Source organism: Prosthecobacter sp., assembly GCF_046154365.1.
Classification (GTDB): domain Bacteria; phylum Verrucomicrobiota; class Verrucomicrobiia; order Verrucomicrobiales; family Verrucomicrobiaceae; genus Prosthecobacter.
The window spans coordinates 88,555-113,742 of sequence record NZ_JBJXFV010000106.1 but is presented as its reverse complement, the minus strand read 5'-3'; the positions used below and the strand labels follow the sequence as shown (position 1 = coordinate 113,742).

General features: G+C 62.1%; 16 protein-coding genes. 14 read left to right on the top strand and 2 right to left on the bottom strand.

Features of this window, described 5'->3' with window-relative positions:
* Positions 1-35: 35 nt before the first annotated feature.
* From ACKVY0_RS13790 to ACKVY0_RS13760, 7 genes are all read left to right on the top strand, one after another.
* Positions 36-830, top strand: a complete 795-nt coding sequence (locus ACKVY0_RS13790) for a class I SAM-dependent methyltransferase (protein ID WP_409215405.1) — start codon at positions 36-38, stop codon at positions 828-830.
* Between the two features lie 289 nt (positions 831-1,119).
* A complete protein-coding gene (locus ACKVY0_RS13785) occupies positions 1,120-10,461 on the top strand; it encodes a Calx-beta domain-containing protein (RefSeq protein ID WP_409215404.1) in 9,342 nt (3,113 codons plus the stop codon).
* A 55-nt stretch (positions 10,462-10,516) separates the two neighbouring features.
* Positions 10,517-11,482 carry a GDSL-type esterase/lipase family protein gene (locus ACKVY0_RS13780; RefSeq protein WP_409215403.1) on the top strand — a complete coding sequence of 322 codons (966 nt, stop codon included), beginning with the start codon at positions 10,517-10,519 and terminating at the stop codon, positions 11,480-11,482.
* Between the two features lie 205 nt (positions 11,483-11,687).
* Positions 11,688-11,909: a hypothetical protein gene (locus tag ACKVY0_RS13775; RefSeq protein ID WP_409215402.1), complete on the top strand. Its 222-nt coding sequence runs from the start codon at positions 11,688-11,690 to the stop codon at positions 11,907-11,909.
* A gap of 8 nt (positions 11,910-11,917) precedes the next feature.
* Positions 11,918-12,355, top strand: a complete 438-nt coding sequence (locus tag ACKVY0_RS13770; protein WP_409215401.1) for a type II toxin-antitoxin system VapC family toxin — start codon at positions 11,918-11,920, stop codon at positions 12,353-12,355.
* Between the two features lie 67 nt (positions 12,356-12,422).
* The gene (locus ACKVY0_RS13765; RefSeq protein WP_409215400.1) at positions 12,423-13,301 is read left to right on the top strand and encodes a GH25 family lysozyme; all 879 of its coding nucleotides are present in this window, start codon (positions 12,423-12,425) and stop codon (positions 13,299-13,301) included.
* 680 nt (positions 13,302-13,981) lie between these two features.
* Entirely contained in the window at positions 13,982-14,326 is a 345-nt protein-coding gene (locus ACKVY0_RS13760; protein WP_409215399.1) for a PQQ-binding-like beta-propeller repeat protein, read from the top strand.
* Positions 14,327-14,355: 29 nt separating this feature from the next.
* Here the strand turns inward: ACKVY0_RS13760 and ACKVY0_RS13755 are convergent, their stop codons facing one another.
* Both ACKVY0_RS13755 and ACKVY0_RS13750 read right to left on the bottom strand, forming a co-directional pair.
* Complete coding sequence (locus ACKVY0_RS13755; protein ID WP_409215398.1) at positions 14,356-14,676, bottom strand: putative toxin-antitoxin system toxin component, PIN family; 321 nt, start codon at positions 14,674-14,676, stop codon at positions 14,356-14,358.
* A 95-nt stretch (positions 14,677-14,771) separates the two neighbouring features.
* Positions 14,772-14,999, bottom strand: a complete 228-nt coding sequence (locus tag ACKVY0_RS13750) for a hypothetical protein (RefSeq protein ID WP_409215397.1) — start codon at positions 14,997-14,999, stop codon at positions 14,772-14,774.
* 624 nt (positions 15,000-15,623) lie between these two features.
* On the opposite strand from ACKVY0_RS13750, the gene ACKVY0_RS13745 reads away from it, so the two are divergent.
* The 7 genes from ACKVY0_RS13745 (at position 15,624) to ACKVY0_RS13715 (ending at position 25,125) form a co-directional block, all read left to right on the top strand.
* Complete coding sequence (locus tag ACKVY0_RS13745; protein WP_409215396.1) at positions 15,624-16,694, top strand: hypothetical protein; 1,071 nt, start codon at positions 15,624-15,626, stop codon at positions 16,692-16,694.
* 349 nt (positions 16,695-17,043) lie between these two features.
* The gene (locus ACKVY0_RS13740; RefSeq protein WP_409215395.1) at positions 17,044-19,026 is read left to right on the top strand and encodes a hypothetical protein; all 1,983 of its coding nucleotides are present in this window, start codon (positions 17,044-17,046) and stop codon (positions 19,024-19,026) included.
* A gap of 276 nt (positions 19,027-19,302) precedes the next feature.
* Positions 19,303-19,860 carry a YaeQ family protein gene (locus ACKVY0_RS13735; RefSeq protein ID WP_409215394.1) on the top strand — a complete coding sequence of 186 codons (558 nt, stop codon included), beginning with the start codon at positions 19,303-19,305 and terminating at the stop codon, positions 19,858-19,860.
* Between the two features lie 109 nt (positions 19,861-19,969).
* Positions 19,970-20,491, top strand: coding sequence for a hypothetical protein (locus ACKVY0_RS13730; protein WP_409215393.1), 522 nt, complete (start codon positions 19,970-19,972; stop codon positions 20,489-20,491).
* A 97-nt stretch (positions 20,492-20,588) separates the two neighbouring features.
* Positions 20,589-21,293, top strand: coding sequence for a DNA alkylation repair protein (locus tag ACKVY0_RS13725; protein ID WP_409215392.1), 705 nt, complete (start codon positions 20,589-20,591; stop codon positions 21,291-21,293).
* Positions 21,294-21,350: 57 nt separating this feature from the next.
* Positions 21,351-21,626: a hypothetical protein gene (locus tag ACKVY0_RS13720; RefSeq protein WP_409215391.1), complete on the top strand. Its 276-nt coding sequence runs from the start codon at positions 21,351-21,353 to the stop codon at positions 21,624-21,626.
* An 85-nt stretch (positions 21,627-21,711) separates the two neighbouring features.
* A complete protein-coding gene (locus ACKVY0_RS13715; RefSeq protein ID WP_409215390.1) occupies positions 21,712-25,125 on the top strand; it encodes a PVC-type heme-binding CxxCH protein in 3,414 nt (1,137 codons plus the stop codon).
* Positions 25,126-25,188: the final 63 nt, after the last annotated feature.

Below are 25,188 nucleotides of genomic sequence, written 5' to 3'. Positions count from 1 at the left end.
TGGCGCGCCCTGTGGAACTCGCCACAATGCGCCCCATGCCCACCGAACAGCGCGACTGGTATGACACGCCCCTCTATTATGACATCGTCTTCGATGACGGCACGGTGCAGGAGGCGGACTTTCTGGAGGCGGCGTTTGTGAAGCATGCGCAGCCTGCGAAGGGCCGCCGTCTTTTCGAGCCGGCCTGCGGCAGCGGTCGCTTGGCATTGGAAATGGCCCGGCGTGGCTGGGAGGTAAGCGGATTCGATGGCAATGCGAACATGATCGAGTTCGCTAAGGCACGGCTGGCATCAATAGGACTGAAGGCACGGCTGTGGGAGGACTGGATGCAGAGCTTCACGCTGCCCAAGGGCGTGAAAGGCGGTTTCGACCTCGCGCATTGCCTCGTGAGCACCTTCAAATACCTGCACAGCGAAAAAGATGCCGCCGAATGCCTGCGTCGTGTCGCCACCGCGCTGCGTCCCGGCGGTTTGTTCTTCCTCGGCCTGCATCTGACCGACTACGAGTCTGGCAAAGAAGAGCACGAGCGGTGGGTGGCGCAGCGGGGCAAGATCAAAGTCGTGTGCAACACGCACACCTGGCCCGCCGACCGCAAAACGCGCCTCGAAAAACTCCGCACCCGGCTGAAGATCACGGACGCGGGCCGCACGCACACGCAGGAGACGCACTGGCAGTTCCGCACCTACAATGCGGCGCAATTGAAGGCGCTGCTACGCAAGGTGCCGGAACTGGAGTTGCAGGAGTGCTACGACTTCACCTACGACCTCGCCGAACCGCGTCGTTTCGACGACAGCTATGCGGACGTGCTGCTGGTGCTGCGGAAAAGCTGAGTATTGACGGCAGGGCGGGAACTTTGGTAGTCTCCGGGAAATCAACCCAACCGGCCATCTGTTCTAATCAAACGGATCGGTGGTCGTTGTTCTTTGAACGCCCCAACCAATCTTCATGCGCAAGCGCACGTTTTTGTGTCTCGTGGCGGCTGTACTGGCCGCCGTCTTTGTTTTTCAGCCTCAACCGGCTGAAAAAACGTACGTGGCAATCTCGAAGCGTGCAGGAATTAAGACGGCCCAATCCGGAGAGCGGGCACCGGATGCTCCACAAGCTGCCGAGCGTCCGAAAATGGCTGCGCCGGCCGTTTCGGGCGATGTGCTGACGGATTTTGGCGCCTGGATGTTGCGTTATCTCGATGCATCGGAGACTGAGCGCGCGGCCTTGGTGGTGGAGGGCATGAAACTGGTACAGGAACGGCGGCCCGTCTTCAAGGCGCTGATCATGGAGAACCCGCGTGAGGCACTGGCTAAGGCGGTGCCGATGGTGGTGCGGCAGAAGTTGCCGGCGGAGGTGGTGGCGTTGTTGGAGAAGCGGATGAATCACATCGGGGCGATTCGGGTGCTGCAAGGGGTGCCGCTGGATTTGAATGATGCGCCGGTGCCGACTTATCGTGAGGTGGAGTTGGAGAAGGGCGGGACTTACCGCGCTTATGTGTATGGCGAGCGGGCGAACAAACTGACGTGGACGGCGGGGGCTTCGGTGAATGGCGTGGCGATGGATTCGGAGTTTGCGATCAGTGATGAGCCGACGCGGCGGTTGGAGGTCGGGGAGATTTTGCCTGCGGGCAAAACGGTGGTGGGAGATTGCCCGGTGTCGGGGAAGTATGTGCTTGATGCGGCTGATGTGCCTGCGGTGGTGCCGGAGAGCCTGCCAGCGGTGGAGACGCCGACGGAGATCATCACGTTTTGTGATGGCTCGCACATCGCGATGCAAAATCAGACCATCTTATATGGCGAGGGCGTGACGGGCGGGTCGTTTGCATTTTCGGGCATCTTGCCGGGATCGCCGACGCCTGCGCTGGGTCAGGTGAAGGTCATTGTGCTGAACACGACCTATGCGGATCAAAACGCGCTGCCTTCCACCGAGGCGCAGCTTTACGCGACGCTGCGGGATGTGGCGGATCATTACTCGAAGGCTTCGTATGGCCGCCTTTCACTCACGGGTGTGGTGGCACCGCCGATCAAGCTGCCGCACAATGAGGCGTGGTATGTGAATCGCGACACGAGCAACGGCGGCGACATCGGCGGCACCAACATCTCGATGGCGGACGCACGGGCTGAGGCGAAGAAGCTCGGCTTCGACTGGAATGACTACGACTGCACCGTGATGCGGCACAATGGCGGGCCGGGCAGCTATGGCGGGCTCGGCGGTGGCAACACGGTGTGGTGCCGCAGTGACAGCGTGAGCCTGTGGGCGCATGAGATCGGGCACGCTTTCGGCCTGGGGCATTCGAACTTCTGGAGCACCTCCGGCACGAGCAGCATCGGCTTCGGTGCGAATGAGGAATACGGCGACAGCTACGACATCATGGGCGGTGCGGGCACGACGGGGCATTACAATGCGGCGGCAAAAAATCAGATCCGCTGGCTGCCGAGCAGCTTTTTGCAGCCGGTGACGCAGAGCGGGCTGTATCGCATCCATGCGTTTGATCAAGGCGCGGCTGATCCGAGCAAGCGCTACGCTTTGACCATTCAAAAAGACGTGCAGCGCACTTACTGGGGCATGGTGAGGGCGCTCTTTGATAGCAATCCCTTCGTGAAAAGTGGTCTCGTCTTGGGTTGGAAGTTTCCCAACGGCGGCGGCAGCAACTTCCAGCTCATCGACACGACGAACGGGTCGCCTTATGCCAAAACGGATGCGCCGATCTCGCTCGGTGGCACTTTTGGCGATACGGAGAGCGGCATCTACGTCACGACGGTCGCGGCGAGCGACGTGCCACGTTACATCGACGTGCAGGTGCATCTCGGCACCTTCCCAACCAACCACGCGCCGACGATGACTCTGGCCGCCAGCGCGGAGGTGATCCCGCTGAACGGCACGGTGACCTTCACCGCGACAGCGAGCGATTCTGATGGCGATGCGCTGGCCTTTAGCTGGCAGCACTTTGGCGGCGGCACGCAGATCGTCTCGCCAAACACAAACGTGATCACGCGGCAGTTCACGACGGCAGGCACTTACATCGTGACCTGCACGGTGAGTGACATGAAGGGCGGCACAGTGACGCGGAATCAACTCATCACGGTTGGCACGGTGACGACCTTCACCATCAGCGGGCGCGTGACCTTGCTCGGGCAAGGAGTGCCGGATGCGGTCGTCACGGCGAACAATGCGAACGGTGTCATCAGCGACGCCGACGGCTACTTCACGATCCCGAACCTCACGGCGAACACCTACACGCTCACGCCGCTGCTTTACGGCTACACGTTTGGCGATCTGTTTAACAACAGCATCGTGGTGGGGCCGAGTTTCAGCGGTGCGAACTTTGAAGCCACGGCGCAGAGCGTGGTGACGCTCACCGCGCTGAATCCGAACGCCAATGAGCTTTCGCCGGTGACGCCGGGCACCTTCCGACTCACGCGGACGGGTGACATCTCGCAAGACCTCGTGGTGAATGTGAACTCCGCACTCGGCGGTGCCACCAAGACGACGGACTACACCTTCACGCCGGATTATGTGACCGGCTCACTCGGTTTCAGCACCTTCACCATGCTGGCGGACTCGGCCACGCTCGACATCACGGTGACGCCGGTGGTGGAAGCGCTCAGCGAAGGGCCGGAGACGGTCATTTTGCAGCTCGGTCCGGGCAATGGTTACCTCGTCGGCTCCGCATCGAGTGCCACGGTGGTGATCGCGGATGATGACACGAGTTTGCCCAAAGTAAGCCTCACCACGACGCGGAACTCGGTGATCGAAAACATCGCCTCGCCGGGTCTTTTGACGCTTTCACGCACCGGGAGCACCGCAGCCAGTTTGACCGTGAATTACACGGTGAGCGGCACGGCGACGAGTGGCGGCGATTTCACGGCTTTGAGCGGGTCAGTGACGATTCCGGCCACTGCGGCCACTGCGACGGTCGAAATCACTCCGGTGGACGATTCGACCTCTGAATCGCTGGAGACGGTGATCGTCACGCTGAGCACGAACGCGGCTTACATCATCGATCCACTCACCACGCCGGCCACCGTGAGTGTGTATGATGACGATCTGCAAACGGTGAACGTCACCGCGAGCGATGCAGAGGCCACGGAGATGGATTTGAGCATTCCAGGCACGGCGGCGGACACGGGCACGTTCTTGATCACACGCAGCGGCGACACCAGCCAGGCGCTGACGATTTATTACGCCTTCTCCGGCGTGACCGGCAGCGGCATCATGGCGCTGCATGGCGCGGATTACGATTGGATGCCCGGTGTGGTGCAAATCCCTGCCGGACAAACTTCCGCCGCCATCACCATCATCCCGCGCTTTGATGGCCAGGGTGAAGGCGTGGAGCGTTGCGTGCTGAATCTCGGTGCAAACGCCACGAACTACGTCCTCGGCACCAGCGCCACCGCCACGGTCAACATCAACGATAACGCGGCTGACGTCGCCTACATCGACGTGGTGAACACCGCGAACGGCGTGGAGCCGAGCACGAACGCGAACTTCCGCTTCTCGCTGCGCGGTGACACCACGGACACACCGGTGGCGGTGAATTTTACACTCGGCGGCACAGCGGTGAATGGCACGGACTACGACACGATCGGCTGGTGGCAGCCGGTGAGTTCCGGCAGCACAGAAAGCCTCCGCGCCATCTGGGCGGCGAACGCGACGAACCTGTGGGCCGTCGGCGACAACGGCACCATCCTCAAAGGCGACGGCAGCACGTGGACCGCGCAGACGAGTGGCACCACGGAGCATCTCCGCGCGGTGTGGGGCACCAGCGTGAGCAGCGTGTGGGCCGTGGGTGATGGCGGCGTGATCCTGTTCTTCAATGGCACGAGCTGGGCGGCGCAAACGAGCAGCACCACGAATGCGCTGCGCGGTGTGTGGGGCAGCAGCGGCACGAATGTTTTCGCCGTGGGTGATGGCGGCACGATTGTGCGCAGCACGAATGGCACGAGCTGGGCCGCGAGCGCCTCCGGCATCACCACACGTCTCCGCGCCGTGCATGGCAGCGGCACGAGCAACGTGTGGGCGGTGGGCGATGGCGGCGTGGTGCGCTTCTGGAACGGCACGACCTGGGGATCGCAAACCTCCGGCGTCAGCACGCAGCTCAATGCGGTGTTCGCATCCAATACGACGAACATCTGGGCCGTGGGCAGCGGCGGTGTGGTGCGCAAAGGCACGGGCACGACTTGGGCCAGCCAGACATCCGCCAGCGGTGCGGATTTGAACGGCGTGTGGACCGCCAGCACGACGAATTTGCTAGCCGCCGGTGCCAGCAGTGCGCAGATGGTCAGCACGAATGGAACAAGCTGGTCGAATGTCATGCTGAGTGCGCTGGGCACCTTCAACGGCGTCTTTGGCACCAGCAGCACCATCGGCTGGGCCGTGGGTGATGGCGGCGCGATCTTCAAACGCGACAACGCCACCGCTGGTCCTGTGCCGAGCAGCGTGGTGATCCCGCGTGCTGCGACCACGCTCGATCTGGCGCTGCGCACGAAGGATGACGCCGATTTCGAAGACTTGGAGTCCATCACCCTCACGATGCAAAGTCACGCATCGTATCAAACCTTCCCCGCCAGCGCATCCGCCAGCGCTTGGCTGCGTGACAATGACAACGTCAACACGCTCGTCGTGGACACGCAGGTGGGCACTGGCGGTGCGATCAGCGTCACGGAAGGCGTGATCAGCACACCGACGAAGTTTTACATCTCACGCCTCGGTGCCACGACGGCTGCGGTGACAGTCAATATCCTCTACGGCGGCACCGCGACGGGCGGCGGCGTGGATTACACCGCACCAGCGAGTGTGACGATCCCAGCAGGCGCGACGGGCGTGGATGTGCCGGTCACCGTGGTGAATGATACGACGTTTGAAGGCACGGAGACGATCACCTTTGAATTTGCCGCAGGCGGCTACGGGCGTGGTGTCGGCGCGGTGATGTATATCACGGACAATGACACGCCGACGGCCACCGTGACCTTCAATGCGCCCAGCTCCAGCGGTTTGGAAAATGTCAGCGCGGTAAACATCCCCGTCACGCTTTCCGCCGCGCAAGCTGCGGATGTGACGGTGGAATATCTCACCAGCGGCAGCACCAGTGCCAGCAGCAACCCCTTCAGCAGCCGCCCGGTGCCCTACTGGGTGCGGGTGGTGAAGACGGGCACCACGGTGGCCTATTTCCAGTCCAACGACGGCACGACATGGACGCAGCGCGGCTCCAACGTGACGGTGAGCACGCTGGGCAATGACTACCTCGCGGGCCTCGCCTTCGCTCCAGGCTCGACCTCATCATTCAGTGCGGTGATGGATAATCTAACGATCAGCAATGGCAGCGGCACTCTCGGCACCGAGACGGCGGTGAACATTGGTAGCGCGACGGGCAGCAGCTCGGTGGCGTCTGGCGTCTATACTTTTACCAACACCGGCAACGGCCTCAGCAACACCACGGGCGACAATTTCCGCTACGTCTATGTGCCGGTCACTGGCTCGGCGGACTGCACCGTCACCGCCCGCATCGTCAGCAATGGCAATGCGAATGCCGCCTCGCGCGCAGGCGTGATGCTGCGCTCCAGCATCGCCACTGGATCCGTTCACGCTTCAGCGTTCGGCACAGGATTGACCTCCGGCGATTGCTACACGCTGCAACGCACCACGACGAGCGGCACGGCGACGCTGAGTTCCGCCTTCACCAGCCTCATCCTGCCGATGTGGGTCCGCACCGTCCGCGCGGGCAATGTCTTCACTCAATCCGTCTCCCGCGATGGCACGGCGTGGACGAATTTTACCATCACGCCGAACATCGCCTTCGCGCCGAAAGTGCTCGCCGGTCTCGCCGTCAGCGCGGCGAGTGATGGGCTGATCGCCACGGCTACGTTTGATAATGTCACGCTCGGCGGATCGCCCATCACCACGCTCGGTGGTCGCACCATCGGCTTTGTGAATGAGCAGGGCAGCGAGAGCCTCAACACCGGCGTGTGGACGGTGAACGGCAGCGGTGCAGGCATCGGTACGGACGAGGCACACTTTCCCAGCATGGAAGTCACCGGTGACTTCACGCTCGCCGCGCGCGTCACATCGCTCACCGGCGGCGGCGCAAGTGCGCAGGCAGGCGTCATGGTGCGCGACGACCGCACGCATTATGCGCGGGCCGTTCACACCGGCTGGGTCAAAAATAACACACTGGAGCAGCGCTATCGCCTCCAGAGCAACACGACGGCCTTTGGCTCCGGCGTGGACTACACGCTGCCAGCGGGCGTTTTGACCATCCCCGCAGGCCAGACCACTGGAAACATCACCCTCACCATCAACAATGACACGATGGATGAACCGGACAATTTGGTGACGATCCAACTCCTCAACGCCAGGGGTGCCAACATCGGCACGAACGCTTACCACGGCTACACCATCATCGACGACGACAGCCCGCCGGCGAATCCGTATGTCGGCCTTGCCATCGCCACTGGTAGTGTCGTCGAAAGCGCGGGCGCAGCGCAGATCGCCGTCGCCTTGAGCAGCCCGGCCACTGCGGCATGCAGCGTGGACTACAGCACCACCGACGGCAGCGCCACGCAGCCCGGCGACTACCCGACGACGACTGGCACGCTGAGCTTTGCCGCTGGTGAGAGTGTGAAATACATCACGCTGCCGATCACGGATGATGCGGTACTCGAAGCGACGGAAAACCTCACCCTCACGCTCGCCACGCCCGTCGCTTTGAACCTCGGCAGCGTCAGCGCCTTCACGCTGACGATCACGGATGATGATTCGCCTGCCGTGACCATCGTGGCGAATGATGCCAGCGCCAATGAGAGCGGCGACGCAGGGCAGTTCACCCTCACCCGCACTGGCGATACGACGAGTGCGCTCGCCGTCACACTCACACGCACCGGCAGCGCCACCAGCGGCACGGACTACACCGCGATCAGCACCACGCAGACCATTTTGGCCGGTCAGGCGAGCCTCACCGTGAATGTCACGCCCATTCAAGACACGACCAACGAAGGCAGTGAGACGGTCATCCTCACGGTGGCCAGTGGCAGCGGTTACATCGCTGGCACGCCGAGCGCGGCCACGGTCACGATCGCCGATGATGATCGCAGCACGGTGACACTTGTGGCGAATGATCCGACGGCCTCTGAAAGCGGTGATGCAGGCCAGTTCACGGTCACCCGCACGGCACCGACCAATGTGGCGCTCACGGTGAATTTGACCATCGCAGGCACGGCCACGAACGCGACGGATTACGCGAACGTGGCTGCCACGCTCGCTTTCGTCAGCGGCGATGTCTCCAAGATCATCAATATCACACCCGTCGATGATGGCAGCACCGAAGGCCCCGAGGATGTCACCCTCTCGCTCAACACCGGCAGTTACGACATCGGCGCGGCTTCGTTCGACAATGTTAGCATCACCGACAACGACAATCCGCCCATCGTCTTCATCAGCAGCCCCACCGCGCAAGGTCCACTCATCGCTGCTGCGAACGGTGTCATCGTCAGTGCGCAGGTGAGTGACGACGGCTTCCCAGCGGCTCTCGCGACGAGTTGGAGCTGCGTGAGCGGCCCTGGTGTGGCGACCATCGAATCGCCAGCAGCCGCTACGACCGCTGTGACTTTCTCCGCGCCTGGCACTTACGTTTTGCGCATCAGCGCCACCGACGGGCAGTTCACCGTGGCGGATCAAATCACCGTCGTGGTCGGCAGCGGCCTCGTGGCATCGAACTGGATCACGCAGGACATGGGGCCGTCGTCATCGCGTCGTGGCCAGGGACTCGAGTACGGCGGACTGTTCAGCCAAACCGGCACCGGGGCCGGTTACAGCGCCACCAGCAGCGATCAGGCCCACATCATGGTCCGCAGCGCCATCGGCGATGGCAGCGTGGTGGCGCGTTTGACGAGCTTTTCGACCACCGCAGCGCTCGCAGGCGTCACCATTCGTGATTCGCTCGCACGCGGCTCGAATCGCGCGGTGTTGGGCTTTGTGCCCGGCACGGGCTTGCAGTTCCGCACACGCGCAGCGGTTGGCAATGACACCAGCGTGGCCGCCACGGCTCCCGCGTTGCCTTTCTGGCTCAAACTCGAGCGCAATGCCACCACCAACGAAATCACTGCCAGTTACAGCACCGATGGCACGGCCTGGACCGCTGTCGGCACACCCGTCGTCATCCCGCTGCTCAACACGGACGCGCATTACGGCCTCACCACCACGAACAACAGCACCGCCGGCAGCGCCACCGCGCTCTTTGACAATGTGACGCTCACGCCCACACCCAGCGGCCCCGCTTGGGTCAATGAAGACAGCGGCACCGCGCCGAACACCGCCGGCAGTGCCAGCTTTGACGGCACCACTTACACCGTCAACGGACCCACCACCGGCTACTTCCACGGCTGGCAGTATTACGGCGACATGGTCATCACCGCGCGGCTGAATACTTTTAGCAGCGGTGCAGGCAGCAGCAGCGGCGGCATCCGCGTCGCCGAGAGCATCGAAAGCGGCGCGTATCTCCACCTCGGCCGCATGCCCACTGGCAGCTACAGCGGCTACTACTGGACCAGCATCGCCGGTGGTAGCGGTGGCGGCGTGCCCAGCGGCATTTCCGCCGGCAACTGGATGCGCATCGTACGCCGTGGCAACGCCATCACCGGCTACCGCGCCACGCACAACACCACGACGAACAATCCCAATGCCTGGACGCAAATCGGCCAGCCACAGACCATCATCATGACCACGCCCGTGTGGGCTGGCTTTTACGTCAGCAACGCCAGCGGTGCCACCGGCACGCAAAACACCTGTACCTTCACCCGGCTCACCATCGAGGCCTTGAACAAAGCACCCGTCATCGCCGCCACAGCGGGAGGCAGTGTTGCTCCGGTCAATCTCGACGGCACCATCACCGACGACAGCCTGCCCGCAGATTTTACCAGCCTGTGGAGCAAACGCAGCGGGCCCACAGGCCTCATCTTTGGCAATGACGCACTCGCCGACACCACCGCCACGTTCACGGACAGCGGCCCTTACGTCCTGCGCCTCACCGCCGACGACACCGGCGCCGTGAGCTTCTTTGACCTCAATCTGACAGCCTACACCACACCCTTCGCCCAGTGGCTCGACATCAACAACGTCGGCAACGAAAACAACCAGCTCATCGAAGCCACCGCCGATACCGATCACGACGGCCTGGTGAATCTCGTCGAATACGCCACCGGCACCAACGGCACCGTGAGCAGCACCAGCCCGCAGATCGTCGAGTTTGCTCCTTCGAGCGGCGAAACCTACCTGCGTCTCACCGTTTCGAAAAACCCCGCCGCCACGGATGTCTTGTTTGAAGTCCAGGCCACCGGCAATCTTGCCGACCCGCTCAGTTGGAGCAGTGCCGGTCTCGTCATCGAATCCGACACGAGCACGCAGCTCATTGTTCGTGATTCCGTGCCCGCCAGCGCAGGCCAGTCGCGTTTCATGCGGGTGAAGGTCACGCGGCAGTGATCCGCAGTTCAAGCTGCTGGACATTTCCCGCCGCCTCCGCTCCAATAGGCCCCGCATGAATTTGAAACCTCTCGCTGGTCTTTTGGTGCTCGCCTGCGCCTCCTTCGCATCCGCTCAAACGCCGGAAACTACCACCGCGCCGTCACAGCCGACGACGTTTGAATTTAAGGACGGCGACCGCCTCGTGCTGATCGGCAACACCGTGTTGGAGCGCGAGCAGCGCTATGGCTCGTTCGAGCCGCGTCTCGCCCTCGCCCTTGGCGAAACGAAAGTCAGCGTGCGCAATCTCGCGTGGAGCGGCGACACCGTCTTTGGTCATGCGCGCTCGTATTTCGGGCCGCCGGAGGAGGGGTTGCAGCGCCTTTCCACGCATCTGGAAATGCTCAAACCGACCGTCGTGCTGCTGTGCTACGGTTCGGAACTCGCGTTTGAGCGACTTGGCGGATTGCCGGAGTTTTTGACCGGCTATCGCGGTCTGATCGAGCTGATCCGCTCGAAATCCCCCGGTGTGCGCGTCATCATCGCCGCCCCGCCGCCGCTGGAAAATCTGCCGCCGCCGCTGCCGGACCTCACCGGTGAAAACAAGAACCTCTCCAGCCTGCGCGATGCCCTGCGCAAGTTTGCCGGCATGCAGAACGCCTTCTTCGTCGATTGGTTCGAACTCATGGGCGGCCTGCCAAAGCCCGGCAGCACCGCGAAGCCGCTCACGGAAAACGGCGTGCATTACACGCGTGAAGGCTACGAAAAGCTCAGCGCCAAGCTCATTGAAGGCCTCGGCCTGAAAATGCCCGATGCACCCTCGCCCGCGCTCGAATCACTGCGCCGTGCGGTCATCGCCAAGGACACGCTGTTCTTCAACCGCTGGCGTCCGCACAACGAGACCTACCTGTTCGGCTTCCGCAAACACGAGCAGGGCCAGAACGCCAAGGAAATCCCGATGTTCGACCCGCTCATCGCGCAAGGCGATGAAGCGATCCAGAAGCTCAAGGCCGAGGCGCTGTCGCAGTCGAGAAGGCCGTGAAGTGGCGGGCGGGATTGGTCAAGGCGTTGGTCAAGAGGTCAAGGCTCGTCCCCTGCCCGCAATGCTTCGCGATAGCGATGCAGGCGGGTCGATCCCGGTGCTGCATCAGCCCACAAAACACACGGATAGAAAACAGCTCACAAGTCTGTGCTGCGACGGGAAACCGTGCGTTGACGCCTGGGGTGTTTAGGATTTGAATGTCGGCATGAAAAAAGCCGCTGCCACCAAACGCGCACGCTGTCCTGCTGCGCCCCGGATTAAACAATCCACCAGCATAGCCAGCCGCTATGTGACCTTTCCCGAGGCAAAACGACTGACCACCGCGGAATGGATGGCCGAGGAGGCGCGCATCACCGAACTGATGCGCGGCGGCAATGTGGACCGGAGCAAGTCCGTGGTGGAAGTAATGCGTGACATGCGCCGCTGATTCCTGCCATGAAGCTGACGATTGATGCCAGCGTGTTCGTGGCTCGTTTTGTGGAGGAGGACGTGTTTCACGAACCGTGCAGCCATTTTATTGATGCCGTACGGCAGGACAGACTCGTGGTTCATGCGCCGGTACTCTTGATTGCCGAGGTGGCCGGGGCGGTTGCGCGTATCAAAAAAGACCATGTGCGGGGAGATCTGGCAGCACTGCACCTGCGCACTTATGAATCCCTGAAAATTCGTCAAGCTGATCTCGCTTTTGGCATCAGTGCCGCAGCTCTGGCTTCGCGTCATCATTTGCGCGGAGCCGACAGTCACTACGTCGCTGTGGCGCGGGAAACGCGGACCACTTTGATCACGCTGGATGACGAACTGCTGGCGCTCGATGATGCGGGAGTGATCGCTGTGATGAAGCCGCTGGACTGGCTGCGGCAGCATAGTGTATGATGTGTCGTTGCCGCTGCGCCCGCTTTCTTCGTTGACGTAACTGCTGCATCCTGAGTAGAACAGCGGGATGAAAAAAAGTGCGTTGCGCTGCTTGGGAATGTTGTTGATCGCTGGGCTCACGGCCTGTGCGCCGATCCGCACGGAGACGGTGTCGCTGGGACGGGCGCGGGGCTGCTTGAACAACGTGGTCGATTTCGGCTGGGATTCGGGCGTGATCCAGTTTCACGCCATGCGCAGCATGGGTGTCGATCTCCTGATTCATCGCGCGACACGCGGCAGTTCCAAGACGGATGACGATTATGCCCGGCGGGAGCTGGCGGCGCGGCATGCGGGCATGAAATGGGGCGCGTATCATTATGTCCAGGGTGGCGCTTATCTGGCCCCGCAATTGCACCGCTTCATCAGCACCGTCGCTGCGACGGCGCACCGCAATGGCACCACGCAGCACGCTGTCATGCTCGTTCTGGACAACGAAGGTGCAGATCGTGTGTCGTGGGACGCACTGGCAGGTGCCGCGCGGTTGGTGCGTGCGCACACAGGTGTGTGGCCGCTGCTCTATTGCAGCGTGCCAAAGCCTGGCACCACGGCCTACGCGCAGCAAACCAGCGAACTGGCCGCGCTCAGTGCTGCCGACCGCCACACGCTGCACGACTGCGGTCTGTGGGTGCCGCGTTACGGCGAGGCACCGGGTGCGAGCATGAGCTTCAGCGTTCCGCGCGTGTTCGGCACCTGGACCCTCTGGCAATACTGCGGCGACATCAGCGGCAAGCCCAAGCATGCCCTTAACGCTCCCGAATTCACCGGCCAAGTCGGCGCCGCCTTCACGCGCAGCGGTGGGCGTGCATCACTGCGGCATTTTTGTGATCGCAACCTCTTCAACGGCTCGCAGGGCCAGTTCGAGCGCTTCTACCGCGCGCACTCCTCGCCCGTGGCCGCGTGGCGGTGACGATAAAGCCGCGTTCGGAGCCAGGAGCGTCCGCGGGCGGCTTATTTACAGAATGATGGGAACAGAATGATGCTGAGGTGCAGACATCTTGATCTCGGGCGCTGCTTGAACCGTGACAAGGAATGCCAACGGGCCTCTGCGACCGTCCAACCTCTGCGGTTAATTTGGATTGAACCGCAGAGGCTGGACGGTCGCAGAGCAGAACTGGATCACTGAGTTTCTCCTGGGGTAAGGTTTTTTGAGATTATTCTGTAACCATCATTTTGTCCATCCAGCTCTGCGTGCGGCTGGCGGCGGCGGCTTATTTACAGAATGATGGGAACAGAATGATGCGGAGGTGCAGACATCCTGACTTCGGGCGCTGCTTGAACCGTGACAAGGAATGTCAATGGGCCTCTGCGACCGTCCAACCTCTGCGGTTAAGTTGGATTGAACCGCAGAGGCTGGACGGTCGCAGAGCAGAACTGGATCACTGAGTTTCTTCTGGGGTAAGGTTTTTTGAGATTATTCTGTAACCATCATTTTGTGCCATCTGACTCCGCCTGCGGCTGGCGGCGGCGGCTTATTTACAGAATGATGGGAACAGGATGATGCAGATTATTCTGTAACCATCATTTTGTGCCATCCGACTCCGCCCAGCATCCAGCATCCAGCAACCAGCAACCAGCAACCAGCACCCTATGCACCTCTCCGACCTCGTCTTCACCGGCTTCAACAAACGCGTCGCCGCCCTGCATCGGGACACGGGCGCAATCCTCTGGCAGTGGAAAGCACCCTTCGGCATGAGCTACACCACCCTCCTGCTCGATGGCGACCGCCTCATCGTCAGCGTGGACGGCTACATGTATGCGCTCGATCCCTTCACCGGAGATCAGCTCTGGATGAACGAGATGAAAGGCTTCGGCACCGGCATCGCAAGTCTGGTCTCCGTCCATGGCAGCTCCAGCGCTCATGTGCTTGCCGCAGCAGCGGATGCAGCAGCCGCTGCGGCTGCCAGCAGTACATCTGCTACCACCGCGACTTGATGTGAGGGGGGGGCGGGAGTGGCCGCCAGTCACGGTTGCAGATGCTTGGCGATAAATTCCTCCGGCCTGATCGGCTGCGGCTTGTAGCCGGCATTTCGCAGCGTGCGGTAGTGACGGTCATCCGTGAGCACAAAGTCGGCATGCGCGGCGATGGCGCAGTCGGCGAAGGCATTGTCATCAGGGTCTGCCGGAATGGTTGCGAAGCGGAACGCCGGGTTCGTGCGGATGATCGTGCCGTGCGCGGAGGAAACCAGCGTGAAGAGCTTCTGCAGCTTCCCCCAGTGTCCGGGGCTGCGCATCTCCAGACACACCTCCTCATACTCAAGCCAGATGGCCGGGGACACCGCCACGCTGATCTGGCCTTAACTGATGGCCTCCACCAGGCGGCGCAGCGTGCTCTGCCTGCCAAACATGCGGATCACCACGTTGGTGTCCAGAACGACGATCATGGCTTGGCGGTCTGCTGACGCTCACGCACCTGCTGGATGATCTTGGGCAGCTTCGCCATCATGCCGTTGGCGCGCAAATCATCCGTCAGGTCGTCGAGTTCGCCGACCGTCCGGTTGATCTCCAGTTGCACCAGCACACGCTCGATGACCGCCAGCTCCTCCGGCGAGAGGTGATTCAGGCGTTCCACCAGTTGCGGCAGCGGAGCGGGCAAGGTCGCGTTCATGGCCGCATTATGCCCATCTAGGCAGCGCGGAGCAAGGTTTTGCTTTCAGTCATGGCAGCTCCAACGTCCATCTCCTCGCTGTTGTGTCTCCGGTCAGATGGCCCACGGAAGGCACGGAATAAACACCGCGGTTATCCAGACTTTCCCGTGGGATTCTATGTGGCATCCGAGGACACCTGGGGATCAGATGCGCCGCTCCGTGCAAGGGAGAATCCGGCATAACTCGCTGCGCTCGGCCTGCGGCACATATTCCGGTTCTCCCCTGCACTACGCTCTGCATCTGAAAGGCGGTCTCTATGGGTTTTGCGAGACGCAAACCCTTGTAAACACAGGGCTTGCGCCCATGGGCTCGTCAAGCCAGTCGTGAGATTGATCCCACAGGAAAGTCTGAAGAGCCCGAATGACGGGCGTTGGATTGCCTCGAACGGAGGAAGGGAAGCTTTTGTGCGTGACAGAAGATGGGTGCGATCATTAAAATGCGGTCCATTCTACGCCATGAAAAAGCGATCTGATCCAGCGCTTACCCAATGCGAGGCTTGTGAACGAAGGCCTGCCGCGAGGCTAGATCGACGCAGGGAGGAGTGGTGGGGACCTGTGCGCGTGTGCCCGGTTTGTGCGGACCGGATGGATCGGCTCTCGCTGCGGCCGCTGGAGTGGTACAACCTTGCCAAGCTGCACGGCCCTCATCACACCATTCTCCGGGAAGAGTATTACAGTCGCGGGGGGGTGGCCCTGATGTCGGTGGATGAACTGGAGGAGGAACCCGACGTACTGCGGGCCCCGGTGCTGAAGGATGTCCGCCATGACCTGCGGCTGCTGTGGGAGCACACACTGACGCGACGTCATCTAGGGCGGAAAGTGCTGGCGGCGTGGCGCAAGCAACCGAAGGCGAAGGCGGCGGTATTTCTGGCCGCGATGTGGGATGCCAGGAAGGACGTGCATGCGCGGGTGCATTTGCTGCACCTCTGCAGTGAGTGTCTCGGTACTGCTGGAGCGGGACTGGTGCGCAGGGCATGGGCGGACTTTGACGAGAAACGAAAGGCGCGTGCGCTGACGGCGGAACGTGTGGACAAGGCCGGGCCAGGTGGGAAGCCTGCCATGCTGGATGATGATGAGGTGGATGAAGATGAGGATGAGGATGAGGATGAGGATGAGGTGAATGACGGTGCCATGCCGTTCGGGCTCAGCCTTGCCGACCGTGGTCCCGGAATTGGCCTGCTGGTCTCTGCCTCGGCGTGCTGTTTGCCAGCGGACGAGAGTTTTGCCCGTGTCGTGTCTGAGATTGAGCGTGAGCCGGCTGGCTGCCAGCATTACATGCTAGGGTTGCTGCAAACGCTGCGTGACAGGAGGGCGCTGGCGTGGATCGAAACGCATGCGCAGTCTCCCGTCACATCAGTGTGGGGCAGTGCTGCCGCTGCTTCAGGTCTTGACTGGTCGAAGGCGGTGGAATGGCTGAACCAGGGAAGGCCGATGAGCCTCGTGGCGCTGGATGCTCTGGAAACGCTGGTCTTCCCCTTTGGGAATCCAGAGGAGGACTTTTATGGCGTGCGGCTGCTCGATCCGCCGAGCCGACGGACTTTGACCCGGGTGCTCAAGGCTTATGCCGCGCGTGATCCGGTGCCGAGAGTGGAGAAGGCGGTGGATTTTGTGCTGAGTTATCCGGATGTGCTGCTGGACGGCAAGCCGTATCAATAAACTGCGCCGAGTTCGAGAACGACGGTTGACCGCTTGACCACGCCTTGACCTTGCGATGCGATGCGATGGGATCGAGGACGAGTAGGAGTAGGAGTAGGAGGACGAGGAGGATCACCTGCGGTGGGCTGGGACTTGACGGCGCAACCTTGACCGCTTGACCACGCTTTGACCTCGCGAAGCGATGGGATCGAGGACGAGTAGGAGTAGGAGGACGAGGAGGATCACCTGCGGTGGGCTGGGGCTTGACGGCGCAGCCTTGACCGCTTGACCACGCTTTGACCGCGCAGCGAAAGCTGACCCTGCCATTTCCTGCTTGTGTTCCACGATTCTCTCATGCTTCAATGATCTCATGAACGCACTGGCGAAAGCTTTCATGGAGTGGGCGCAGGAGCCGCAGCGGACGGCGGACGAGCGTTTTTCGGTGCTGCTGCTGCTGGAGATTCATGCGCCGGAGTTTTATCCGAGGAACGGCCTGGAATTGCACCGTCAGCGGGAGGCGCGGCGCTACAATGCGGCATGGATGCCGGTGCTCAATGAGGCGGCCTTGCGCGTGGTGGCAGGGAAGCTGGAGGAGATCCGCGAATATCCATTCTGGCAGGATTGTGACCGCACGCTGCGCAGCGTGGAGGTGGTGCGCTTTCTGCCGGGGCTGAAAAAGCTGAAGGTGCTGGGGGAGGTGCCGGATCTGGAACCGCTGCGGTATCTGCCGGGGCTGGAGGAACTGGTGGTGAACGGGGAGGTGACGGATCTCTCCTGTCTTCGGCATGTGCCGGACTTGAAGTCGCTATGGCTGGGGTGCGCACGGCTGGAGGATTACCGCCCGGTGGCGCTGTGCCGGAGGCTGCGCGTGCTGCAGGTGCGCTGCACGTTTCCCTGGCCATGCATCGAGGGCTGGGAGGTGCTGGAAGAACTGGAGGAGATGGCCTGGGAGGGATCGGCGCTGGGTTTTCTGAGCCTGAAGCGTCTGCCGGGCCTGCGGAAGCTGACGCTGAACTGCGGTCAGCCGAACGGGGAGGGCGGGCTGCGGGACTTTCATCAACTGCCGGAGATGCCGCAGTTGCGGGAGCTGGATGCACGGCACTTTTTCTACCTGGACGGGATCGAGCGCTGCTCTGCTTTGCTCAATGTGCGGGTGACGGGGCCGTTCCGCACAGCGGCACCTGTGGCGGCGCTGCCGGTGCTGACGCATCTGACGCTGGAGTGCGATGAACTGCGGGAGGTGAAGAGCCTGCGGCACGCCCCGGCGCTGCATGTGCTGCGGGTGAAGGGGCGGCGGCCACAGGATTATTCCGGGCTGGAGGAGTCACCGAACCTGCGAGAGGTGCGTGCGGAGGGCTGTGAGACGCCGCAGGTGGACCTGGACATGCTGCGCGTGCTGCTGCCGGACTGGGACGAGTATTTCGCCGCCGCGATGCCGCGTGCGCTGGGAGAACTGTGCTGGCACATTCTGGAGCCACCGCAGGCTGCATGGCCGGAGATGAGCTACCCGGAAAATGTGACGGACTGGCAGGCGAACCGCGGCTTTCAACAGTCGGAACACGCCTGGGTGGAGCGGCGGCTGCAAGCGGCGCTGGAGGCCTGCGGTCTGACGCGCGAGGAAGGCTGCCGGGTGGGAGGGTATCATCATGGCGTTTATCGTGACGGCACACCGCGTCCGCCGTTTGAAGGTGGTCCCGGCCAGGGGAAGCGCTGCACCACGCTCTGGCTGCTGGGCCTGCGAACGATCGGGCGTTTCCGTGAGGTGGTGGACTGTGCGCGCACGACCTTTGCCGGGCTGCGGCATCCATGGGCGGTGCACATCATGGGAGAGCCGAGTCCGGGCGATGAGATGATGGGCCGGCCATGGGTGACGGATGACGATGATGAGTCCATGCGTCAATACTACCGGGAAAAGCAGCGCAAGGAGCGCGAGCTGCTGGCGCAGGAACTGCGGCTGAAACTGCTGCGGGAGGAGGGCATCGAGCCGGATGAGAAAGATTTCCGCCTGCCACCGCCCCCCAAACCGGAGACCGGTGGCGGCAAGGGCGGCACCACGACCACCACCAAGCCGGCGGAAGACGAAAAGCCGCCGATGAAGTTCGACGCGCCGAACCTGGACTGGAACAATCGCGACGAGGATGATGACGCCGGTGGTCTCAAGGAGGCGGACCCCGATGATGAGGAAGAAGATGAACAGTGGCTGCCCATGCCGCCGAAGATGAATCCGAACGTCTTCTGGGATGGACTGAATCTCTACCTCGTGCTGACCGAGGACACACTGTATGTTTATGAGAAGGGGCGGGAGGTGGTGGAGTATCTGCTGACGCTGGAGAATGGGAGTGGCGGAGCTTGACGCTGCCTTGACCTCGCGAAGCGATGAGATCGATCACGCCTGCACCCGCCAACAACGCTTCGCATCGCGATGCGGGCTGGTCGCTAGCGCGAAGCATTGCGGGCAGGGGACGAGTTCGAGTAGGAGTAGGAGGACGAGAACGAGCCTTGACCTTGCGAAGCGATGCAATCGAGGACGAGTTCGAGTAGGAGGACGAGTAGGATCACCTGCGGTGGGCTGGGCCTGACGGCTCGGCTGACCGCTTGACCACACCTTGACCCGCCCCTACCTCCACGCATGGCACTGAAGGCAATCATTTATCGCGCAGGCGTTTCGTATTCCGATCTAGACCGCAATCTTTACAGCGATCACACGCTGACGATCGCGCGGCACCCGTCGGAGACGGAGGAGCGGATGATGGTGCGGCTGCTGGCGTTTGTGCTGAATGCGCCGGCGACGAATGACCTGGGGACGCTGGAGTTCGGCAAGGACATGTGGGAGGCGGATGAACCGGCGCTGGTGCAGCAAGATCTGACGGGCCTGACGGAGCACTGGATCGAGCTGGGGCAGCCGGAGGAGAAGCGACTGGTGCGCGTGTGCGGCCGGTCGAAGCGGGTGACGGTGTACAGCTTCGGCAGCATGGCACCGGCGTGGTGGGCGGCGCTGGCGGGACGGTTTTCGCGCGTGAACAACCTGACGGTGTGGCAGCTTCCGGCAGAGCAGACCAAAGCGCTGGGCGCGCTGGCGGATCGCTCGATGGATTTGCAGATCACGCTGCAAGAAGGCGTGCTGTTTGTGGGGGAAGGGGAGCGCAGCGTGGAGATGACGCCGGTGCGGTTGTTTGGTGCGGAGTGAAGGCGGGTCAAGCAGTCAAAGGTCAAGGTGCTAAGGGGTCAAGGGGGCGGCGCACCGCAGGTGAGAAACTGCGACTGGCAGAGCTTGGCTGGAAGGGTAGCGTGAACGCATGACGACAGGCGAGTTTTATGACTGGCAAACCGGCGGCGGCGGGGGCGACCTCGGACGTTTGGCGCGTGCGTGGCAGGCGGCTGGGGTGAAATGGTGTGTGATCGGCGGGCTGGCGGTGAATCATTGGGCCAAGGAGCCGCTGATCACCAAGGACGCGGACATCGTGGTGGCGTTCAGTGATCTGACCCAGGCGCTGGAGGCGGCGCGGACGGCGGGTTTCGTCATCACCGCGCACCGATTCTTCGCGAATCTACAGGGACAGGGCGAGCTGGCGATTCAAGTGACGACCGATCCGCTCTACGCCGGCATGGCAGAGAGAGCGCAAGAGGTCGAAGTGGTGGGGATGCGGCTGCCGGTGGCGGCGCTAGCGGATGTGTTTCAAGGCAAGCTCTGGGCCTGGGGCGATCCCCAAAGGCGACCGCTGAAACGACGGAAGGATGAACTGGACCTGCTGCGTCTGGCGGAGGCATGGCCGGCGCTGCAAGCGGCGCTGCCGCAGAAGTTGCGTGAGGAGGGATGAAGCGGCGGAATGCCTGGCGAAGGCTTGACGGATGATGCCCGGAGTTTTTGCCGCCGACTTGCTGGAACCATGAACATTGAATTGCGAAACTTGGCCCATGACTCTCATTCATCTCCGCCAACAACTCCGTGCGCAGGCCAGTGCTGAGCGGGCGGCGGGTGCGCGGCGGTTTTTCAAGACGGGACCGGGCGAGTATGGCGAGGGTGATCTGTTCCTCGGACTGACGGTGCCACAGGTGCGGGCGATGCTGCCACAGACGGATGCTTTGACGGAGAAGGACGTGCTGACGCTGCTGCGCTCGGCGTGGCATGAGGAGCGGCTGCTGGCGCTGCTGATTTTGGTGCGGCGCTTTGACAAGGCACGAAAGGATGAAGCGATGCGTGCGCGAGTAGTGAAGCTCTATCTGGCGAACACGGCGTGGATCAACAACTGGGATCTGGTGGACACGAGTGCGCCGCTGATTCTGGGCGTGTGGTTGCTGACGCATGAGCGTGCGGTGTTATCGAAGCTGGCGAAGTCGAAGAGCCTGTGGGAGCACCGCATCGCGGTGCTGGCGACGCTGGCGTTCATCCGTGCGGGTGAGTTCGAACACACGCTGCGTCTCTGCGAGCAGTTCCTGACGCATGAGCATGATCTGATGCACAAAGCCTGCGGCTGGATGCTGCGGGAGGCTGGCAAGCGCGACGTGGCGGTGCTGCGCGCGTTTTTGGACCAGCACGCGGTGCAGATGCCGCGCACGATGCTGCGTTATGCCATCGAGAAGCTTCCGGAGGCGGAGCGGCAGCACTATCTGGGGCGATGAACGAGCAGGCGAATATCATGGGTTGCAAATCGGCGTCTGTTTATGCTTAGTGCTGCCATGTCCGCCGTCGCCGCTACTTCGCCAAGCATCGCCATCTGGGAGCGTGCGATTCAGCCTGCCCGCAAGTCTCTCGACGCGGCAGCGGCCCGAGGGCTGCTGGAGATCAAGCTGAGCAAGCGTGATCTGGACCGTGCGGATGCCTTGGCGGCACGTGCGGCACAGGGAAAACTGACGAAAGCCGAAGCAGTGGAGTTGGAGAGTTATCGCTCGGTGGGCACGGCGCTGGAGTTTCTGAAGTCCAAGGCGCGCCGCAGTCTGGCGGCAGTGGTTTGATTTCACGTCATCATTCGTTTCTGATTTCGCGGAGAGAATGCTTGCCAAAGGGGCGGCGCGGCGTCGTATCATGCGGCTTCCATTTATGATGACCCGCCTTGTCCTGATTCTTGTTGGTTCGATTGGTTTTGCGCACGCTTCGCAGCCGACTTCGCTCGCTGATTTGCCCGATGCGCACCCGGAGGCGGAGCTGAAGTCGTTCGTGGTGCCGGAGGGATTCGAGGTGAATCTGTTTGCGGCGGAGCCGATGATTCAGAAGCCGGTGCAGATGAACTGGGACGCGCAGGGGCGGTTGTGGGTGGTGACGAGTTCTACGTATCCGCACATCAAGCCGGGCGAAGAGGCGAAGGATCAAGTCGTGGTGCTGGAGGACACGGATGGCGATGGCAAGGCGGACAAGTCTGCGACGTTCGCGGACGGGCTGCACATCCCGACGGCGCTGGCACCGGGCGATGGCGGCCTGTATGTGGCGAACTCGACGGAGGTGTTGTTTTTGAAGGACACGAACGGCGATCTGAAGGCGGATGAGCGCACGGTCATGCTCAGCGGCTTCGGCACGGAGGACACGCATCATCTGCTGCACACGATGCGCTGGGGGCCGGAGGGGATGCTGTATTTTTTGCAGTCGATCTACATCCACACGCACATGGAGACGCCGCATGGCGTGCGCAGGCTGATGGGCGGCGGAATTTGGGAGTTCAGGCCGGAGACGCGGCGTGCGGAGCTGATCAGCAAGGGGCTGATCAATCCGTGGGGCTTTGAGTTTGATCGCTGGGGGCAGAGCTTTGCGTGTGATGGCGCTGGCGGTGAAGGCGTGAACTTTATTTTTCCAGGCAGCGTGTTTGCGACCTCGCCGGGGGCGAAGCGCATCATGCATGGACTCAGCCCTGGGCAGCCGAAGCAGTGCGGGCTGGAGATCGTCGAAGATCCGCATTTCCCGGCGGACTGGCAGGGGACGTTTGTGCTGAATGACTTCCGTGGCAATCGCGTGAACCGATTCAAGCTGACTCCGAGCGGCAGCAGCTACATCGCGAAGCAGATGCCGGATGTGCTGGCGAGCACGCATCGTGCGTTTCGGCCGATTGATGTGAAGATGGGGCCGGATGGAGCGCTTTACATCGCCGACTGGTACAACCCGATCATTCAGCACGGCGAAGTGGATTTCCGTGATGCAAGGCGTGACCACGAGCATGGCCGCATCTGGCGTGTGACGGCGAAAGGCCGTCCGCTGAGCGCGAAGCCGAAAATCGCGGGTGCGGCGACGGGCGAGCTGCTGGAGATGCTCAAGAGCGACCGCAACTACGTGCGGCGTTTCGCGAAGCGTGAGCTGCGTGATCAAGGCGCAGCCAAGGTGACGCCGGAACTCGACGCGTGGGCCGCGAAGCTCGATGCGACGAAGGAAGCCGATGCGCATGCATTGTTGGAAGCGGCGTGGGCACGCGAAGGTGTGAACTCATTCTCGCCAACGATCTGGCGGAAGCTGTGGGAGAACAGCGACTATCGGATTCGTGCGGCGGCACTGCGCATTCTGAGCCATCGCTGGAAAGAACTGCCGGACGCGATGAAGGTACTGGAGAAGGCCGTGGCGGATGAAAATTCTCAAGTGCGCCTGTGGGCGCTGGCGGTGCTGGCGGACATGCGCAAGCCGGGGGCGATCAGTCAGGCGCTGAAGGTGCTCGATCAGCCGATGGACGAGTCGCTCGATTTCCTGCTGGAACTGACGTGCCGTGAGCAGGCCGATGTGTGGATGCCGGCGGTGGTGAGTGGCAAGCTCAAGCTCGACGAGCGGCCGAAGCATCTGGTCTATGCGATGAAAAGCACGGGGCGCAGCGATGCGTTGCCGCCGCTGTTTGCAGCGCTGAAGGGTGGCAAATTGAGTGCCGAAGATGCTGCGGCAGTGCTCGGCATGGCCGGTGATGCGGCGGACGTGGCGCAGGCGAAGGCGATGGCCGACATGGTCAATGACGCGGCGATGGGGCCGTACTACATCGGTTTGATGGACGCACTGGTGAAGGCGGCGACGGATCGCAAAATCATCCCGGAAGGGGCCAAGGAGACCGTGATGGCGTGGTTTGACCGACCGGAGCCGCATGTGGTGCATCGTGCGGCGATTTTGGCGGGACTTTGGAAGGTGGAACCGGCGCGTGAGAAGCTGGTGGCGCTGCTGACGGACGTGAAAACGATTCCGCCGATCCGCGAAGGGGCGATGCGTGGGCTGACAGCGCTCGGCGGGGTGAAGACGCGGGATTTGTTCGACAAACTGTTCGTGGAATCGGCCGACGGCGGCCTGCGCGGGCTTATGATCGACGGTTTGACAACCGTGGGCCCGCAACTGGCGGCGAAGCGGGCAGTGGAGTTTTTGGCGAAGGCCGACGTGGAGGCGGCGAAGCCAGTTTTGGCGGCGTTTTTGAAGAACAAGCAGCTTCCAGGCGTGCTGGCGAAGGAACTGGCGGGCAAGACGATTCCTGACCTGGTGGCCGTCGAAGGTATTCGCATGGTGACCTCCCGAGGCATCCAAGGGCCGCTGGCCGATGCGCTCAAAACCGCCGGCGGAGTGAAGCAGATGGACAAGCCGCTCACCCCGGAAGAAATGACCGCGATGGTGGCGAAAGTGAAGGCGCAGGGCGATCCGGCACGCGGTGAGGCGGTTTACCGCCGCCAGCAGCTTTTGTGCATGACTTGCCACGCGATTGGCGAAAGCGGCGGGGTCTTGGGGCCAAATTTGGTAAGCATCGGGGCGAGTGCACCGGTGGATTACCTGATCGAGAGTCTGCTGGAGCCGAGCAAGAAGATCAAAGAGGGCTATCACATTGTCATCGTGAGCAAAAAGGACGGTGGAGTGGTCTCCGGCGGCCTCGTGAACGATGGCGCGGAGGAGTTGACCATTCGTGACCCGGCCAATCAAATCGTGAAGGTGGCCAAAGCGGCCATCGCCAACCGCCAGATGAGCCCGGTCAGCATGATGCCGCCTGGAATGACCGCCAGCCTGCGCGAGGATGAATTCGTCGATCTCGTGCGCTTCCTGTCCGAGCTAGGCCGGGAAGGGGCCTTCAAAACGCAACCGAACCGCTATGTCCGCACCTGGAAGGCGATGGGCAAGATGGAGCAGAAGGACATCGACCATGTGCGCCATGTGGGCAGCTTTGCCCTGAACGACGAAAAGTATGCCTATCCGTGGCAGATGGCCATCAGCCAGGTCAATGGCGACCTGCCGCTGGCCGATCTGCCAGCGGCGCAGAAGATGTATCCGTGGTTCCCAAAAATCGTGCAGTTTGGCCTCAAGCTGGACAGCGCGAGGAAGGTCAAACTGGGATTCAGCGCGGTGAAGGGGATCGTGGTGGCGGTGGACGGGACAGAGTTGAAGGAGTTGAATCCGCAACAAGACCTTGATCTGGCTGCGGGAACACACCGAATCAGCGTGCTGGTGACGCGTGATGCCGGGGAAGTGGCGGGTTTGCGGGTGGAAATCCTAGACGGTGCCGCAGTGGTGGTGCCGTGAGGTTTTGCAGAGCTGAAATTTGGTATTGCCCATGTATTTGCATTGACGCATTGGGTGCGGTTT

What these genes read in the sequence shown, in the direction of transcription:
- ACKVY0_RS13790 (WP_409215405.1), top strand. Translation starts at nt 36, where the DNA reads ATGCCCACCGAACAGCGCGACTGGTATGACACGCCCCTCTATTATGAC.
- ACKVY0_RS13785 (WP_409215404.1), top strand. Translation starts at nt 1,120, where the DNA reads ATGGCTGCGCCGGCCGTTTCGGGCGATGTGCTGACGGATTTTGGCGCC.
- ACKVY0_RS13780 (WP_409215403.1), top strand. Translation starts at nt 10,517, where the DNA reads ATGAATTTGAAACCTCTCGCTGGTCTTTTGGTGCTCGCCTGCGCCTCC.
- ACKVY0_RS13775 (WP_409215402.1), top strand. Translation starts at nt 11,688, where the DNA reads ATGAAAAAAGCCGCTGCCACCAAACGCGCACGCTGTCCTGCTGCGCCC.
- ACKVY0_RS13770 (WP_409215401.1), top strand. Translation starts at nt 11,918, where the DNA reads ATGAAGCTGACGATTGATGCCAGCGTGTTCGTGGCTCGTTTTGTGGAG.
- ACKVY0_RS13765 (WP_409215400.1), top strand. Translation starts at nt 12,423, where the DNA reads ATGAAAAAAAGTGCGTTGCGCTGCTTGGGAATGTTGTTGATCGCTGGG.
- ACKVY0_RS13760 (WP_409215399.1), top strand. Translation starts at nt 13,982, where the DNA reads ATGCACCTCTCCGACCTCGTCTTCACCGGCTTCAACAAACGCGTCGCC.
- ACKVY0_RS13750 (WP_409215397.1), bottom strand. Translation starts at nt 14,999, where the DNA reads ATGAACGCGACCTTGCCCGCTCCGCTGCCGCAACTGGTGGAACGCCTG.
- ACKVY0_RS13745 (WP_409215396.1), top strand. Translation starts at nt 15,624, where the DNA reads ATGGATCGGCTCTCGCTGCGGCCGCTGGAGTGGTACAACCTTGCCAAG.
- ACKVY0_RS13740 (WP_409215395.1), top strand. Translation starts at nt 17,044, where the DNA reads ATGAACGCACTGGCGAAAGCTTTCATGGAGTGGGCGCAGGAGCCGCAG.
- ACKVY0_RS13735 (WP_409215394.1), top strand. Translation starts at nt 19,303, where the DNA reads ATGGCACTGAAGGCAATCATTTATCGCGCAGGCGTTTCGTATTCCGAT.
- ACKVY0_RS13730 (WP_409215393.1), top strand. Translation starts at nt 19,970, where the DNA reads ATGACGACAGGCGAGTTTTATGACTGGCAAACCGGCGGCGGCGGGGGC.
- ACKVY0_RS13725 (WP_409215392.1), top strand. Translation starts at nt 20,589, where the DNA reads ATGACTCTCATTCATCTCCGCCAACAACTCCGTGCGCAGGCCAGTGCT.
- ACKVY0_RS13720 (WP_409215391.1), top strand. Translation starts at nt 21,351, where the DNA reads ATGTCCGCCGTCGCCGCTACTTCGCCAAGCATCGCCATCTGGGAGCGT.
- ACKVY0_RS13715 (WP_409215390.1), top strand. Translation starts at nt 21,712, where the DNA reads ATGATGACCCGCCTTGTCCTGATTCTTGTTGGTTCGATTGGTTTTGCG.